Annotated in this window: 12 protein-coding genes and 1 pseudogene; 3 read left to right on the top strand and 10 right to left on the bottom strand. The window is 61.5% G+C overall.

Annotated elements, in window-relative coordinates; genetic code table 11:
• Positions 1 to 335: 335 nt before the first annotated feature.
• The 7 genes from VF34_RS01560 to VF34_RS01530 all read right to left on the bottom strand — a co-directional run bounded on the left by VF34_RS01560 (position 336) and on the right by VF34_RS01530 (position 8,403).
• A complete protein-coding gene (locus tag VF34_RS01560) occupies positions 336 to 1,400 on the bottom strand; it encodes a BtrH N-terminal domain-containing protein (protein WP_027498261.1) in 1,065 nt (354 codons plus the stop codon).
• 46 nt (positions 1,401 to 1,446) lie between these two features.
• Positions 1,447 to 2,283 carry an SDR family oxidoreductase gene (locus tag VF34_RS01555; protein ID WP_027498262.1) on the bottom strand — a complete coding sequence of 279 codons (837 nt, stop codon included), beginning with the start codon at positions 2,281 to 2,283 and terminating at the stop codon, positions 1,447 to 1,449.
• Positions 2,284 to 2,677: 394 nt separating this feature from the next.
• Positions 2,678 to 3,418 (bottom strand): transglutaminase-like domain-containing protein, encoded by a 741-nt coding sequence (locus VF34_RS01550; RefSeq protein ID WP_027498263.1) that lies wholly within the window; start codon positions 3,416 to 3,418, stop codon positions 2,678 to 2,680.
• Positions 3,419 to 3,487: 69 nt separating this feature from the next.
• Positions 3,488 to 4,696, bottom strand: a complete 1,209-nt coding sequence (locus VF34_RS01545; RefSeq protein ID WP_027498264.1) for an NAD(P)/FAD-dependent oxidoreductase — start codon at positions 4,694 to 4,696, stop codon at positions 3,488 to 3,490.
• The gene (locus VF34_RS01540) at positions 4,693 to 6,081 is read right to left on the bottom strand and encodes a cytochrome P450 (RefSeq protein WP_027498265.1); all 1,389 of its coding nucleotides are present in this window, start codon (positions 6,079 to 6,081) and stop codon (positions 4,693 to 4,695) included. The genes VF34_RS01545 and VF34_RS01540 overlap by 4 nt, the downstream gene beginning before the upstream one ends.
• 24 nt (positions 6,082 to 6,105) lie before the next feature.
• Entirely contained in the window at positions 6,106 to 6,426 is a 321-nt protein-coding gene (locus VF34_RS01535) for a 2Fe-2S iron-sulfur cluster-binding protein (protein WP_027498266.1), read from the bottom strand.
• Positions 6,427 to 6,651: 225 nt separating this feature from the next.
• Complete coding sequence (locus VF34_RS01530) at positions 6,652 to 8,403, bottom strand: FAD-dependent oxidoreductase (protein WP_032375590.1); 1,752 nt, start codon at positions 8,401 to 8,403, stop codon at positions 6,652 to 6,654.
• Positions 8,404 to 8,833: 430 nt separating this feature from the next.
• Between VF34_RS01530 and VF34_RS01525 the strand changes: the two genes are divergently transcribed.
• From VF34_RS01525 to VF34_RS01515, 3 genes are all read left to right on the top strand, one after another.
• On the top strand, positions 8,834 to 10,087 hold the full coding sequence (locus tag VF34_RS01525) for a PucR family transcriptional regulator (protein WP_032375589.1): 1,254 nt from the start codon (positions 8,834 to 8,836) through the stop codon (positions 10,085 to 10,087).
• Positions 10,088 to 11,200: 1,113 nt separating this feature from the next.
• Positions 11,201 to 11,863 (top strand): TetR family transcriptional regulator, encoded by a 663-nt coding sequence (locus tag VF34_RS01520; protein ID WP_045840684.1) that lies wholly within the window; start codon positions 11,201 to 11,203, stop codon positions 11,861 to 11,863.
• 219 nt (positions 11,864 to 12,082) lie between these two features.
• Positions 12,083 to 13,108: a helix-turn-helix domain-containing protein gene (locus tag VF34_RS01515; RefSeq protein WP_027498270.1), complete on the top strand. Its 1,026-nt coding sequence runs from the start codon at positions 12,083 to 12,085 to the stop codon at positions 13,106 to 13,108.
• Between the two features lie 135 nt (positions 13,109 to 13,243).
• Here the strand turns inward: VF34_RS01515 and VF34_RS01510 are convergent, their stop codons facing one another.
• The 3 genes and pseudogenes from VF34_RS01510 to VF34_RS25155 form a co-directional block, all read right to left on the bottom strand.
• On the bottom strand, positions 13,244 to 13,987 hold the full coding sequence (locus tag VF34_RS01510; protein WP_228139277.1) for a recombinase: 744 nt from the start codon (positions 13,985 to 13,987) through the stop codon (positions 13,244 to 13,246).
• Between the two features lie 368 nt (positions 13,988 to 14,355).
• Positions 14,356 to 15,522, bottom strand: a complete 1,167-nt coding sequence (locus tag VF34_RS01505; protein ID WP_027498272.1) for a site-specific integrase — start codon at positions 15,520 to 15,522, stop codon at positions 14,356 to 14,358.
• 207 nt (positions 15,523 to 15,729) lie between these two features.
• Positions 15,730 to 16,072, bottom strand: a pseudogene (locus tag VF34_RS25155) (TniQ family protein); the annotation flags it as partial.

Raw genomic sequence — 16,072 nt, 5'->3', positions numbered from 1 at the left:
TGGCTACCGTAGCCCTCGGTTTCAAGTATCAGCTAGAAGATAACGGGCCTGGCCCGATAGCGCACACGACGCGGCCGTCGAGCCGAAAACGGTGACCGCGAACATCGAAGGCTTCCGTTGGCGGCTGAATTGTTGTCGGCGCGGGGCAGGGATCAGGGTCTGTTGCCGAGCAACGACACGGCATCGATGCAGCGTCCACCGAGAGGCGTTCGACCGTTCCGTCCGGCAACTCTTCGGTCGTTCGGTGCCTCCGCACGCCTGCGGCGATCCGGCACGAGCGGCTGCAGCACAGTGCGATGCACCGTCTACCGCGCGCCGTCGAACGACGATGGGCATCATCTCGTGATGGCGGACAGCGAGCGTGAAGCAGACTCCAGGGACTCCACCAGGATCAGCTCGAGTGCAGGCAGTTCGGCAGCCGACACGGCCACCGCAGCTGCGCGTGTTCGCACATCGAGACCGCGTTGTGTTCCGGCGCGGGCAGTTTCGGTCCAGGCCTGGGCGCAGTGATCGGCGGCCACCGCGAGGTCTGCGGTAGCGGGATCACCGGTCAGACGTGCAATCTCGGTACAGCCGTCGGCGAGAAGCCGACGAAAGAGCCCGCCTCCGGTTCCGGCCTTTTCGATGAAGATACCGAGACTGAACAGCAGCGTCTCGAGGTCATCGGGCGGAAGGTCGACCCAGCTCTTGACGTCGGTTGCCAGCTGGTCGACCGCGGCCAATCCTTCGGCACCGGCCGCTGGTACGTGGTCGGCTATTCCCGGTGTCGATGGGGCGCGCATGCTGGCGGCGGATCGGGCGAAGGCCGCGGCCGCGGCAGTCGACACGGGCGGCAGTGTCTGCGGCCATGTGATTCGGTACGTGCAGTGACGTGTCGGTTGCGGGAACGAGGTGGAAGATCGCGCCCGAGCGAGCGCGTCGAGCGGGATCTCCTGCACATCGGCCCGATCGTTGTCGACGACCGAGGCAGTCCCCCCGATCTCGTCGTAGCCGATCACCACGATGTCGTGACGACTCATCTGCAGTTTCACCCGTAGGTAGGGCAGCTCAGCGATATCGGCCCAGACCAGACTGGGTCGTCCCGCATCGATGTCGTCGCGAACCCATGACCATCCCTCAGCGGGATCGTCGGTCGTGAGAACCTCGACTTGTCCGCCGAGCCTGCGCGGTAAGTCGATCTCGAAGTCGGCACCGCGGCCGACCAGGTACATCGGTGGGACCAGGTCGTCCGATCGCAGGTAGGACAAACCCAGATCACCACCCAGTGCGAACACCAACCCCTCGTCGGGTGGTCCGTCCCATCCCAGACCGTGCCACTGGAGAAGGTCTCGCATTGCACCTGACCCGCAGTGCCCTCCCATCCGGTGGGGATAGTTCTCGATCAGAGTCGTGTGGGTCACTGTGGCTGCCTTTCGGGTGGTTGGTCGAGCGCGCTTGTCGGCACGCTCAGCTGTTCCGGATTCTGTCGAGATACGTTCGGCGAGCAGCCATGTCGACGTCCGCGAGGAACACCGAATCTGTGTTCAGGGCCGCACCCAGTCCGGTCGCCAGACGCCGGGGGACGAATTTCACCGCCGCGACCATTGCGCCGGCGAGACGGGTGACGCGGACGAAGGGGCGTGGATTCTCGATCAGATCTGCTGTCGCGCGGGCGATCTCCTCCGGCTCGGCGTTGCGTAATCCCTTTGCGCCGGCGGTTCCGGCGACGAGTTCGGTGTTGGTGAACGTCGGGCGGACTGTGGACAGTCGAACCCCTGACTTGCGGTACTCCAGTCGTGCGGCCTCTGTGAATCCGATGACTGCGAACTTGGTAGCGCAGTAGGTCGCCAAACCAGGTACCGCGAGCTCGCCGGCCAATGACGCAGTGTTGATGATGTGTCCGGTGCGGCGCGGCAGCATGCGCTGAAGAGCCAGTTTGGTCCCGAAGATGACCCCCAGGACGTTGATCTCGACTTGCCGCCGGGTTACTGCATCGTCCTCTTCGTGGGCGTGGCCGGTAGGCATGATGCCCGCGTTGTTGATCAGGATGTCGAGGGGTCCGAGTTCACGTTCGACCAGGTCCAGAAACGTTGTGAACGAGTCAGGTTCGGTGACGTCGAGTCGGGTGACGACCTTCACCCCGAGTTCGGCGGCGGCCTCCTTCGCACGTGCCTCGTCGATGTCGCCGATGGCGACCCGGTGGCCTCGTCGAATCAACTCCTTCGCTGTCTGATAGCCGATGCCGCGAGCTCCACCTGTGATCGCCACGGTCCTGGCGGGGGTGTGAGGTGCGTTGTTCGTCATGCTGCGCTCCTTGCATAGATGAGAGACGTCGGTAGACGCCTGTCGGCCCGCTCTCGCGGTAGCGGCTGCGCACACGGGAGAGGGATATGGGTATCGCGCGTCGTCTCGTGCCCGGGGAGGCGTTCGGATCGGTCGTTCATCGCCCGCAGCCGCAACCCCAGCGGCAGAACGGGTCTCGTCTGTTCGGTGCAACTTCCGGTGTCGGCCTTACCACGGCCGCGGCGACGAGACAGTCATGTGGCACAGCTCTGCCAGCAGGTATCGGCTCACCCGATTCGAAGGTGTCCGAGGCGGTCCGAGTGTTCACGATCGCGATTGTTCGCGGAGAGAGCTCCGACCGATCGGCAGTCGGCCGCGATACGGGGTTCGGCGCGTATGTTCTCACCGCTTGTGTTCATCGAGACTCCCGCGGCGAGTTTCGATCCCCGGGAGTTTCGTCCGGCCGGGTGCGGCCGGTGAAAACATCATCGAGTGGGTGAGCGCCCGTGAAGATCGTGGGGCCGTAGGCGTGCCGAAGCACCGTCAAGATCGCGTTCAAGGGTAGGTCGTCGAAGACTCCTCGCTCGCGGACATACTCCATGTGCTGAGCTCCGTCTGCGGTGAAGGCATGCATGAGAGCATCGCGATCGCCGTCGAATTCCACTGGCGGCACGCCGAAACGAGCGCACAACTCGACATTGAATGCCGGCGTGGCCTTCAACCACCGGCCCTCGATGTAGAGGCGACTGTAGCCGTGGTAGACGAACAGATCGGTGCCGCCCATCAGCGCGCGCAACGTCTCGGTCTGCAGGTGATTTCGGACGTCGGCGAAGCCGAGCAGTGCCGGGATACCCGCCGCCCGGCACACTGCGGTCAACAGCACCGCCTTCGGGACGCAGTAAGCGCGCCCAGTCTCGAGGACGAAGCTCGCCCGATAGTGGGCCGGATCGTCCGACACGGTGTACGGGTCGTACCAGATCCGGTCGCGGACGGCGGCAAAGAGGCGTCTGGCCTTGTCACGGTCGCTGCTCGCATCCCCGATTGCCGCGGCGGTGAACGCCCGCACGGATTCGTGCTCGATGTCGAGGAAGTCCGTTGCTCCCAGGTACGCGTGTGGTGTCTGCGTAGTATGTGCCCCGGGCGGGCGGTCTGTCATGGTCATCGCTGATGTTCCCTATTCTGAGCAAACCGGTTGCTGTTGTGTGCACAACGACCGAAGGATCGGTCAGTTGCGCGCGAGTCCGCCGAGCATCAGGTCTTCGCGTTGGACGGGGAGTCGCTGGGCGATCACCCGTTTGCTGTACATGAACTCGCGCGGGCGACCTATGCAGTCGGCGGCAATGAGCTCACCGGCCTGGAGATAGAAGCAACTGAAATCACTGTCGCGGCTGGGGTCACCACTGAGAACCACTTCGTCGTATCCAGTGTTGAGGCCGGCGATCTGCAGCTTGAAATGATACTGATCTGACCAGAACCACGGCAACGCTTCGATTTTTCTGGACTTCCCGCAGGCGGTCGAGGCCGCGACTTTGGCCTGCTCTCCTGCGCTCGAGACGGACTCCAACCGTAGTCGACGGCCGTAACGGGCCATGTCGTGGCTCGCGCAGTCCCCCGCCGCCATGATGTCGGGGTCGTTGGTCCGAGTGTGATCGTCGATCACGATGCCGTTGTCGATGACAAGACCCGCATCGGCGGCGAGGTCGGTGTTCGGCTCGACGCCGACACCGACGATGACCAGATCTGCGGGGATCGATTCCCCGCTGGCCAAACTGACTTCACGAACCTCACGGTCACCGGACAGGCCTTCGACCATCGCGTTCGTTCTGATGTCGACTCCCTGCTCGCGATGTATCCGCTCGAAGAACGTCGATACCTCGGGAGCAGTGACCCGCTCGAGCACACGCCCAGTTGCCTCGAGGACTGTGACCTGTACGCCCAGTGCGCGCAGCGATGCCGCTGTCTCGAGTCCGATGTAGCCGCCTCCGACGATCACCACCCGCCGGCCAGGGCCGGTGGCCATACGGATCCTCTCGACGTCCGCTGCGGTGCGCAGGTAGTAGACCCCGTGGAGATCGGCCCCGGGAACGGTGAGCCGACGAGGGCGGGCTCCCGTGCACAGCGCGAGCTTGTCGTAGGCCAGCTTCTCCCCGGTGTCGAGAACGACGTTGCCTTCCGACCGAACGATGGCCTCCACCTGCGCGTTCAGGAGCTGAATACCTTGCTTGGAGTAGAAGTCCGTGCTGCGAATGGCGATATCGTCGAGTACGCATTTGCCCGCCAGGTATGCCTTCGACAGCGGGGGGCGTTGATAGGGAGCGGCAGACTCGTTACCGATGAGGACGATCTCGCCTGCCCAACCTTCTTGGCGCAAACTAGCTGCCAGTTGTGCCCCAGCATGGCTTGCGCCGACGATGATCGCCCGTTGCGATGTCATGCGCTGGAAGTAGGCGTCAGGCGCACCATCATCTTGCTGATGCCCCGCACGAAATTCGACTGAACATACTCGGGGTCGCCGACGACCTCGATGTTCTCGAAGCGGGGAAGCAACTCCTCCCACAGAATCCGCAGCTGCATTTCGGCCAGCCGATTGCCCATACACCGGTGTACACCGAATCCGAACGCGATGTGATTGCGCGCATTGGCACGATCGATGATGAAATCATCAGGATTCTCGAAAACGCGTTCGTCGCGGTTACCCGAGGCATACCACATCACCAATTTGTCACCCTTGCGGATGAATTGTCCGTTCAGAACGGTGTCGGCTTTGGCAATTCGGCGCATGTACGCCAAGGGTGTTTGCCATCGGATGATTTCCGAGTTCATGTTGGGGATCAAATCGGGATTGGCCTTCAATTTCTCGAACTGGTCGGGGAATTGGTTCAACGCAAGAACGCCACCGCTCATCGAGTTACGCGTCGTGTCGTTCCCACCGACGATCAGCAGGACGAGGTTGCCCAGAAATTCCATCGGACGATCGATCAGATCCTTGGTGTCCTCGTTGCTCTGCAACATGGTGATCAGATCGAAACCGGACTCTTCCCCTGCAGACCTCCTGGCTGCTTTGTCATGCCAGAGAGCGCTGAGGCCACGGGCCATGTCACGCATGCCCTCGAACACCTCGTCGTTGTCCGAGGGCCCACCGTTGGCTTGCTCCATCGAGGTTGCCAAATCGGACCAGTACACGAGTTTGCGGCGTTGTTCGTAGGGGAAATCCAGAAGAGTTGCGAGCATCCGAGCTGTCAACTCGATCGAGACATTCTGCACCCAGTCGAACGGCTCGTTCAGGGGGAGGTCGTCCAATACCTCCCGTACCCGCGATCGGATCAGTCCCTCCATCTCCCGGAGGTTCTTCGGTGCGACAACCCCCTGGACGGCAGCGCGCTGCTTGTCGTGGCGTGGCGGGTCCATCGCGATGAACATCTCGATATCGAGAAACCGGGGCGGGACGCCGATGACGATGAACGGTTCGGCCGAGAACACAGCGTGGTTCTTGTCGACGGCCACGATATCGGCATGGCGCGTGACCGACCAGAACGGGCCGAACGGACTGTTGGGTTGGTAATGAACCGGTGCCTCGTTCCGCACGCGCTCGAAGTACGACTGCCACCGCCCTTGTCTGTAAAGAAAGGGGTTACTGAGGTCGATGTCGGCGAGCTCGACATCCTCGACCGGTGGAATGGGACTTTCGACGAAGATCTTCTTGCCATTCGTGCCAGTCACCCACCGTCGGGTCTTGTCGTACAGATGAGCGCCCTGGATCTGCAGCCCTATAGGGATGGTCGACTGGACCTTGTCGGTGATCGACTCAGAAACTTTCATGCTGTCGTGCCTGCCTTTCACACATCACAATTGGAATTCAGGTGTTCGAACGATCAGGCCATCCCACGCTTCCGAGGCCACCATCTGGCACGACAACCGAGACGTGGGTTCACGCTCGGGGTTCATAGCCAGCATCTCCTCCTCGTTGGCACCGGACAGACCCACCTCTCCTGACCACTGCGGGTCGACGATCACATGGCAGGTGCCACAGGCCGTTTCGCCCCCACAGTCTCCATCGATCCCCGGCACAGCATTGTCGGTTGCAATCTGCATCAACGATCGACCTTCGACCAAGCCCGCCTCGTGCTTCCCACCATCGTGGGCGACGAAAGTTACAACTGCCATGTCAACTCCTCAATTTTCTTCGCGATTGATAACAGTGTCGCCGCAAACGTGAATGGCGGCCATGTTACGTAGAGTCAAAAACTTGTGAATTCGGGTCAGACGGTTCGCCCCAGAGATCCGACCTGAGTCCACTCCAGATGTGGAGTGCGACAACTCTGCGCTCCGCACGAAGGCATCGAGCGGATGGGCTCCTGTTTCGAAATGCGCGCTCACCAAGTACTTCTTTCACCGCGAAGCCGTCTCACCGGCGACCAGATGGCCATTTCGGATCTCGACGATAGGCAATCTCAGTCCACCCGGAGCGTCCACCGGAACAACGGGCGAGTTGGGGGCGATGGGATCGAGCCGCTGATACGGAAGCCCCTGTGCCGGACGAAGATCCAGCTCGCCCTTGTTCGGCCACAGTGCGGCGGACCGCTCGGCCTGCGCACTGATGGTCAGCGACGGATTGACCCCGAGGTTTGCCGACACGGCCGCCCCGTCCACCACGCTCAGCGTCGGGTAGCCGTGGACGCGGTGGTACGGATCGATGACGCCGTGCGCCGAATCCGAGGCGATGGCGCAGCCGCCGAGGAAGTGGGCGGTGAGCGGAATGTTGAACAGCTCTCCCCAGGTACCGGCCGCGAGGCCGCCGATCTTCTTGGCGATCCGCCGGGTGGCGTCGTTGCCTTCGGGGATCCACGTCGGATTCGGCTCCCCGTGGCCCTGCCTGCTGGAGATCGTGCGGCCGAACGGCCCACGCTTGGTGAACGTGGTGATCGAGTTGTCCAGGTTCTGCATCACCAGCGCGATGATGGTGCGCTCGCTCCAGTGCCGGACATTGACGACGCGGACGAACTGAATCGGATGCGCGATCATCGCGAACACGAATTTGAGCCAACGCGGAATCTTTCCTCCGCCGTCGGTCATCAGGGCCTGCAGCATGCCCATCGCGTTCGAACCCTTGCCGTAGCGGCACGGCTCGATGTGGGTGTTGGGACTGGGGTGGAACGAGGACGTGATGGCAACGCCACGCGTGAGATTCATCGACGGGTCCACCTCGTATTTGGTCGCTCCGACGATCGACTCGGAGTTGGTACGCGTCAGTTCGCCGAGTGTGTCCGACAGCTTGGGCAGAGCGCCCGTGTCTTTCATCTTGTGCAGCAGATTCTGGGTGCCCCAGGTACCGGCTGCCAGAACGACATTTGCCGCGCTGTACGTCTTCTTGCCCTTGCGGAGCCGAGCGCCGGTGCGCTCGGTGTCGACATCCCAGGTGCCGTCGGATCGGGGGCGCAGGCCGGACACCGTCGTCATCGGCACGATCTCGGCTCCTGCGCGCTCGGCGAGACCGAGGTAGTTCTTGAGCAGGGTGTTCTTGGCTCCGTGGCGGCAACCGGTCATGCACTCACCACATTCGATGCAACCGGTGCGCTCGGGGCCTGCGCCGCCGAAGTACGGGTCCGGGACGGTCTTGCCGGGCTCGTCACCGAAAAACACGCCCACCGGTGTCTGAATGAAAGTGTCGGCGACGCCCATGTCCTCGGCGACCGACTTCATCACCTCGTCGGCAGGGGTCATGTGCGGATTGCGCACCACGCCCAGCATGCGGGTGGCCTGGTCGTAGAACGGCGAGAGCTCACTGCTCCAGTCGGTGATGTGCGCCCACTGCTTGTCCTCGAAGAACGGTGTCTGCGGCTTGTAGAGGGTGTTCGCGTAGTTCAGCGATCCACCGCCCACTCCGGCACCGGCGAGGATGAGGCAATCGCGCAGCAGGTGTACGCGCTGGATGCCGTACAGACCGAGTTTCGGTGCCCACAGGAAACGCTTGAGATCCCAACTGTTCTTCGCGAAGTCCTTGTCCTCGAAGCGTTGCCCGGCTTCCAGGATCCCAACGCGGTACCCCTTCTCCACCAGCCTCAGCGCGGTGACACTTCCGCCGAAGCCCGAACCGACGATCAGAACGTCGTAATCGATTGAACTGCTCGGTGGCGTCGCCATGGCGTCTCCTTCTGGTTCTTCAAACCGGATAACTGCTCCTCGCCCCAGGGGCCTGGACCCCAGCGCAAGAGTGCGCCCCCTCGACGGTGAGACCAAAGCCGACCGCCTGCCTACACAGGCACACTACTATACAGACGATGGCTTTTTGTCCAATTAATTGACAGATGCAGCCTGCGTGTACAGATACTAGTGATGCAGCTCATCAACCACAAGCCGCTGACGCTTCCGTCACCGGCGAGCCGAACCGAAAGGAGCCGGTGCGTCAGAAGCCAGCAAGGAGGGCTCTGACGAGAAGCCGAGGTGCACAGGCGGCGGGGCAAGCCCCGAGATCGACAAGCTAGATCCGCAGCGATCGTCACCGAAATGGCGTGCCGCTCCAGAATTGAACTACCAGGGTAGGTATGACACTAAAATGGTATCGACTCATTTGATGGAAACACTTGTGGACGAGATGGAGGACAGGAAGGCAGAGTTGACCGAGAATATCTCTTCATTCATAAGTGCATCAATCCATGAAATGAACGGCAATGCAGACGCAACCGGACTTCTACACACCAGCGTGAAAGCCAACATCAATGCGGCTATCGACTTCCTGGCCGACAGGACTGAGCACGACAACTTGCGAGCTCCGCATGCCGCCCTGTGCCATGCTCGCGTTCTCGCACACACGCATGTCCCGCTGACGGCGCTCGCCCGCGCTTATCACCTGGGCCAATCGAGATTTCTTGAGCATGTCCTGTTCTCGCTCTCGCGAGCTACGCACACGTTGGCCGCGAATCAACTTGCGCATCTGGTCAGCAGGTCTGCCGTCTTCATAGACCGCGTGTGTCAGGACGCATGTTCAGAATACGAAGCGGAGAAATCGAAGATACGTGAAGAAAATAGTTCTGTAAACACGGAACTCGAACGCGCAATGTCGCCATCATGCACAGATCCTTTGGACGCATACAAAATCGATTCATATTACAATCTCACAGGAAACCATATTGCCATTGAGTTTTGGACGAATGACCGGGAACCATTCCCGAGCAAGTCCTGGCACCAGCTCGTAGATACCGTTAACGTCAGACTCGGTACGATCGGTCGACCGCAAGTCAACAGTAAAGGCGATGCCCGATCCCTGGTTTGGTTTCCGATAATTCACGCCGGAAGGATTTGCCTTGAAAGCGTTACAGACGTTCTTCAGAAGTACGGCCGAATTCGAGCAGCAATTGGAACCGTGCAGAGTGGTGAAAATGGTTTTCGGAAGACAGCCAGGCAGGCAGAGCGCGCGGCCCGCGTGGTTTCGGACGGCAAGGTCGATATCAGTCCGGTGGTAACTTTCGAGGAAGTTGCAGCCATCACTCTTCTGCTCGAAGATCCGGAAAGCCTAAGGGATCTAGCGGAAGACTCACTCGGAGGCTTGCTTCTGGACAGTGCGCGGAACCGCTGGCTCCGCGAGACCTTGCGAGTCTACCTGGCAAACAACTGTAGCGTTACCGCGACCGCTCACGACATGACGATCCATCGCAACACGGTCAAATACCGCATCCGACAAGCAGCGAAAGAGTGCGGTTGCAAGCTGGACGATGCCAGCATCCTCATGAACCTCAGGATTGCGCTGGATGCCGCGTGGTGGACACCCAGCACAGTACTCAAATTACCCATACCGCTCGGCTCAGTAGACGCACGGTTGACGGTTTGAGCAGGGTGGCTGCGACCCGGCTCAAACCTTCCAGGTTTCCAGCGCCACGTTCGTCAGACTCCATTGCCATGCTGATTCACGATTGTTGCTATCAGAATATCGAATGCCGCATTCGGTGAAAGCGACTTGATTCGGTCATTGATATCCATTTCTTTGCCCTCGATTCCTTCACTTGTCGCAATGTTCGCCGCATTTGATTCGACAGATCCTTCGGACGTCTCCAAGATTCGACCGGCCCACACTCCGACTGGCGAAGGATCAGTAGCAAGATACTGCTCGCAGTCGGTCAGTATATGACATTTCATGCAAGAGTCCGCTGCAGTTTTATGACGCGCAGCTCGCTGAGCAACCGTCTCGTAGGGTGGATCGGATTCGTAGTCCCACAGTTCGGGCTCCCCCTGGCAGGGTGTGACCAGCACCCGACCACGAACTGCGAGACGGTCCAATGCTCGATTCAAGGTTGATTCCTTTAAGTACGGGAGCGAACTCGATACGACCTAGTTGTACGATAGCCATTCCTCATGTGTCAAAGAGGGAAGGATGAGTTGTGCATAAAGAACAAGGACTCCTTGCGACTTTGGCCAACTTGGACATATCACAGAACGGTGCCGATCCAGTACGATCGACACCACGACGACGGCTTCTTCAGGCCTCCATGAATGCAGTGGGAATCGAGGTATCGTGCTGGATTTTGTATTCTTCACATTGACACCGCTCCTACTGTTCATGTTGGCACCCGCGTGGATTTCGTTGACTTACCATGGGTGCGCGAGTCTGATCGAACGCCGAAATATTCGCGACGTGAAAACCAGCCAGATGTAGGTCGAGCTACGCAGACGAGGGGTGTGCGTAGCCGACCTCTGCAATGGAGAGCTTTTCTGACGCCACACGCCGGCAGTTGTGCCGAGTTGCATGCTCTGCGTTCGCTGTACGCCGCTCGGGAAACCTACCGAAAGAACAGATGAGTTCTTCGTAGGTGTTCGGCTCACCGCTGCGCCTGGTTCGTTCGCCCGCCGATAACGCCACTGGTCGCATCTCTGGCAGCATCGACGCGCTGGCGACAGCGACATCATCCCCCACCACCAATGTCCGAACGCGCCTAGACTTCTATTCATGAGTTCCGTCCACACTGCGCGCCCTGATGGTGGCTACCGGACAGCGGCAAGCACTCTCCTTCGTGCGACCGCGTTAGACGCATTGAGCGCTCTCCTGCTGCGGCAGAGCTGGAAGTCCGTGACCATGTCCGAGGTCGCGAAGGAAGCCGGTTTGTCTCGACAGACCATCTATAACGAGTTCGGGTCCCGGCGCGGTGTGGCGGAGAGCTACGCGATACGACTGACCGATCAGCTGGTCAGTGTGGTGGACGATGGACTCTACACTTGCGTTGGTGATATCAGATTGGCGCTCGGCCGAGGTTTGGCTGCGTTTTTCGCCGTCTCCGAACGTGACCCATTGGTCAGATCGCTACGAGAAGAAGACGCATCCGCAGACCTCCTGCGGCTCATTACTGTTCACAGCACCCAGCTTGTCGAGCGAGCCGCAGATCACCTCTCTGCCACATTTCAGCGATGCTGGGTGCAAGCCCCGAAACGCCAAGCCGATATCCTGAGCACGTCCATCGTTCAGATGGCCTTGGCGTATGTCTCACGGCCCCCGACTGACGCAGCCCAGACCGCCACCGATATCGCAGACCTACTCGCTCCGTACATCGAGGGGTTCCAAGATTTTCAAGCCAATCCAGAGTTGAGCAAGACGACTCGATTCGGTCGACCGTAGCGACAGCGGTGTAGCGCCGCTAGCGTCGGTGTAGCGCCGCTAGCGTCGGTGTCACGCAATATTCCCATTCTCAAGACAAACGAACTTCCGGACAAGAATCCGTCCAGCTTGCCACCACCTCGTTTTCCGGCGTGATTGACGAAAGTGTCGTCGCAAACGCGGGTGACGGCTATGTTCGGTGGAGTCATAAACTTGTGAATTCGGGTCAAAGGAATCACCGTGAAGCTGAGCGATGAGGGCGTGCCACCGCTTGCGTTCGTGCAGCTGCTCGAACGCCGCGCACTCGACCCTGACGCCGCCGCGCGCCTTCGCGCGATCATGCACCGCGAAGGAACCAGTGAAGCGACGCTCATTCAGCATGACGTCCAGGCGCCGATACGGTGGTTTCGGGAGGTCTATCCCGAACTCGATATCGCCCAGGCCACTCGACTCGGATTTGCGTTTGCCGAGCAGGCCCAGTTGACATCGTTCGGGCCCCTGAGTTCACCTTTGATCAGCGCTGGTTCGGTCGCCGAGATCGTCGATCTCCTGACATACCTGCCATTGATCTCCACGGCGTTGAAATCGCAGTTCCACACTGGCGACTACGGTCTGATCGTCGGGCTCACTGCGCACACAGGCGATTCCGCACTGGACTGCTTGGTCATCACCTACGGCGGGTCGGCGTTGTTACGACTGCTGGACATGCTCGCCGGTGACATATCGCCGGTGACACTCCATCTGAGCTGGCCGGAGCCGACCGAGGTGAGCCACGACAAAGGTCCGGCGAATCGCCGGTTCTTCGACGCTCCGATTTCCTTCGTCCACGTACCCGAGGACACACTAAACAAGGCTTGTCGGTTCTCGGACCCTCTCGCATATCGTCTCGCTATCGCTGATCTGCAGCGGACACTCGCCCATCGGAGTGGGTCCATGTCATCCGCCGAGAAGGTGAGGCAACTGTTGGAAAAGGACCTCGGACAGCGAACCAACCATGATGTTGCACAAGCATTGTCGATGTCCAGCAGCACGTTGAAACGGCGGCTTGCCGAAGAAGGAACCACCTACAGAAAGGTGCGCCAATCGCTGCTGTACGAACGCGCGATGCTACGGCTCCTCGATCGCTCGGTTTCGGTCAGCGAGATCGCTTCTGAACTCGGATACAGCGACCTCGCCAACTTCTCTCATGCCTTCAAACGCTGGACCGGGCGCTCTCCGAGAGATTTCCGAAACCCACGACTCTCGGACGACCCGGATTCGACGTAGACCACACAGACGGGGTCAGATCGATGCATCGTTCGTTCGCGGCCTGGTCGATCTTCGTCTCGGAGATTTCGGAGACGTCACCGCCTCCCTGCCGTGAGAAGAAGAGTGTGTGCAGACCCGAGTACGAACCACTTGTCACTCGACGGTGTCGGCCGGTACGCGTGCGGTCTCCGATTCGAGAAAGTCGACGAGTGCTTCCAACAGGCTGTCCGCGCGGGTTTCGACATCGGCGAGGACGGAGTCCACGCCGTCGAGAAGACCGTGGGCGTGTCTACGCGCAAGCGTTCCGCGTTCGTAGTAGCCGGGGTCGAGCAGGACCCGCGGTACTGGATCCGGTGCCGCGATCTGCTCCGGATGTTGTGACCGCGCAGTGGGCTGCAGGTGGGTGGGTGCCCGTCCGTCCAGGTGCATTCGCACGATGCCCGCGACCGCACGGGCGGTCAGCGGGGTCGCAGCCAACGGGGTGTGGCCCCACCGGTCGATAGGAATCGACAGCGGCTGTTTCCCGGCCGGGTCGAAATACCGGTCGTATCCGCCGAGCCCGGTGCCGTCCACGGCATCGAGAGCGTCGGCGAGCATTCGGGTGCTCGGATACCGGGTCCGATGGCCGAGTACCTCACACCAGCGCTGGTACACCGTGCGCGGAGAAATGCCCGTCCCCGCCAGCGCGAGGGAAGTGACAGTGCGGACGCCGCGGCCTGCCTCGACGCGAAGGGCGTCGAGACAGGCATCGGCGGTGACATCGCATGCCCGCAGGGCCGCGATCTGCGTGTACGGCAGACCTGTCGTAGCGAGCGTGAGGATCAGTACGTCTCTGCGTGCGAACAACGCTGACGGCCAACCGTATTCGGGAAGCCGCGCGATGATTCCGCCGATCACGGCTGCCACCTCTTGCAGGCGCGACGTACGCGCCACGTCCAGCGCAGCCCGAACGATCTCAGCACACCCCGGAGGAGGTAATAGATGCCGATGATGAGCGATGTCGATCACCGCGATCCGACGGCGTTGGGTCGTCGGCGCGGCGGGGTGCGCGTGAAGAAACCGAGCAAGCGACTCCGGAGAGGCCGCCAGTGAGGGTTCGCCATGGGCGGTGCACCAGTCCTCGAACAGTGACCACGTGTGCCGATCCCGCCTCGGTATCGACGTGTTCGTGATGTCCGCTGGTCGTATCGGACAAGGGCGGTCGTCGTGGTCAGCATCTGCCCCGGTCGTCCCGTCGCCGGTCACTGGCTCGGTCGGGTGCCTGGTCATAAGCCGAGCTCGGTGACGGCGTTGCCGATCAGTGGCGCATTCTCGTGAGCGTATGTTTCGACCATTGCGGGTGTGGTGTGCCCGGTTTGGCGCATGATGGCGTGCGCGTCAGCTCCGTTGCGGAAGGCTTGCATGACGAAGCCGGAACGGAGGGAATGCCCGCCGAGCTGAGCGACGGTGACGGGGTCGTATCCAGCTCGAGTAGCGCGGCGGCGGATCGCCGCGTGCACCGCGGCTCCGGACAGGGCTGTGTCGGAGAGGTTGCCGTTCTTGCGGACGGACCGAAACAGAGGGGACCGTTTCTCGACCACAGGAAGGGTGCCGCGACAAATATGGGAGTCGAATTCCACTGCGCGGGAGAGTATTCGGATGACGGCAACTCTGCCGCCGGTGTCGAACGCTGCGACGATCTGCAGCCATCGCACCCACGCGCAGACCGGGCATGACTCGTGGCGGGCGGTGAACGGGAGTGCTTTCACGGTTCCGGTGCCGTCCTGGTCGGTCTTCGACTTCCGGATACGTACATGCGCACCATCGAGGCGGTCGCGGTGGACATCGCGGCATTCGAGCGCTACGAGTTCGCTGCGGCGGAATGCGCCGGTGTAGCCCATCAGCAGTAGCGCGGTGTCGCGGCGTTCGAGGACCTCCGACGCCCAGCCCGCTGCAGTGCGTCGGGCGTGGTCGACGATCGTAGTGATGTCAGCGGTGAGGAGCGGGGCACGGGGTCTGCGGGGCCGCTCCCCCGCAGACGCGTAATCCCGCCGGATACCCGAGAGGGTGGCGCGGACCATCTCGTGCCCGCACGGGTTGTCGTGTCCAGTAGCGCGGTGGCGGTCCGCGACCGCCGCGATCCATTTGTCGAACGTCGACGGCGCATACGCCCGCGTCCCGTCGACGGTGAGCGTGTCGGCGGCGCCGACGAGGTACGCCGCCACCGTTGCGGGATGCGCCGGCAAAGCCTGGTGCCCGAGGACGATGCACCAGGTTTCGAAGCGTCGCCACGCCGAGCTGTAAGCCCGGCGGGTACCGGCGGACCGCGATGCAGCCATCGACCGCTCGATCCGAGCGGCAACCTCGGGTGTCAGGTCCGGAAACACCGCAGCGCCACCCGACACGACAGCTGGGACAGCGTTCGAGCCGGCTGCTGGCTGGCGTTCTGTCATGGGGTGGACTGTATCGGGCAGCTCCGACACATTTCTGGATTCGAAACCACGCTCAGCTGGCGGTTTGCGGGTCTACGGTGCGGGAAGGAAAATTCTCGTCGGTCACCGCACAAATAACGTTGGTGACTATGACCCCGCCGCGAAAACGGCGCTTCTCGGCTGTCGCCGCGCGTGCATCGCGGACGACCCCCCTCCATCGGGCGAGAACTACGTCGGCGGATGGCGCAGCGGGATCCCGTGGTCGAGGAACAGTTGCACCGTCTCATCCAGCTCCGCCGCGGTGCGGCACCACCCCCAGCGCAGGAAGTTGTACAACGAACTGGCGGATGCAGGATCGACGCGCGCCGCCGCGATGGCGGCCTCGGCCGCAGCGTGCGCGTCAGCCCACAGATCGCCCTCGGGTGCGGGATAAGACGAGCGCGTCGGAGCTGTCCCGGGATCGACCGGCTCGTAGGGTCGTGGGCGCAGCAGAGATGCGTGCGCACCGCCGGCATCGATCTCACCGCTCTCGACCATCGCAATGCCGATCGCTGCAGCCTCGAGAACTTTC

This window comes from Rhodococcus sp. PML026, assembly GCF_000963615.1.
Classification (GTDB): Bacteria; Actinomycetota; Actinomycetes; order Mycobacteriales; family Mycobacteriaceae; genus Rhodococcoides; species Rhodococcoides fascians.
The sequence above is the reverse complement of the archived record's forward strand: the minus strand, read 5'-3'. Positions and strand labels throughout refer to the sequence as shown.

Bases quoted from the DNA above. Each gene is read 5' to 3' on its own strand.
- VF34_RS01550 (WP_027498263.1), bottom strand. From the start codon at position 3,418: ATGACAGACCGCCCGCCCGGGGCACATACTACGCAGACACCACACGCG.
- VF34_RS01520 (WP_045840684.1), top strand. From the start codon at position 11,201: ATGAGTTCCGTCCACACTGCGCGCCCTGATGGTGGCTACCGGACAGCG.
- VF34_RS01525 (WP_032375589.1), top strand. From the start codon at position 8,834: ATGGAAACACTTGTGGACGAGATGGAGGACAGGAAGGCAGAGTTGACC.
- VF34_RS01545 (WP_027498264.1), bottom strand. From the start codon at position 4,696: ATGACATCGCAACGGGCGATCATCGTCGGCGCAAGCCATGCTGGGGCA.
- VF34_RS01555 (WP_027498262.1), bottom strand. From the start codon at position 2,283: ATGACGAACAACGCACCTCACACCCCCGCCAGGACCGTGGCGATCACA.
- VF34_RS01530 (WP_032375590.1), bottom strand. From the start codon at position 8,403: ATGGCGACGCCACCGAGCAGTTCAATCGATTACGACGTTCTGATCGTC.
- VF34_RS01505 (WP_027498272.1), bottom strand. From the start codon at position 15,522: ATGACAGAACGCCAGCCAGCAGCCGGCTCGAACGCTGTCCCAGCTGTC.
- VF34_RS01540 (WP_027498265.1), bottom strand. From the start codon at position 6,081: ATGAAAGTTTCTGAGTCGATCACCGACAAGGTCCAGTCGACCATCCCT.
- VF34_RS01535 (WP_027498266.1), bottom strand. From the start codon at position 6,426: ATGGCAGTTGTAACTTTCGTCGCCCACGATGGTGGGAAGCACGAGGCG.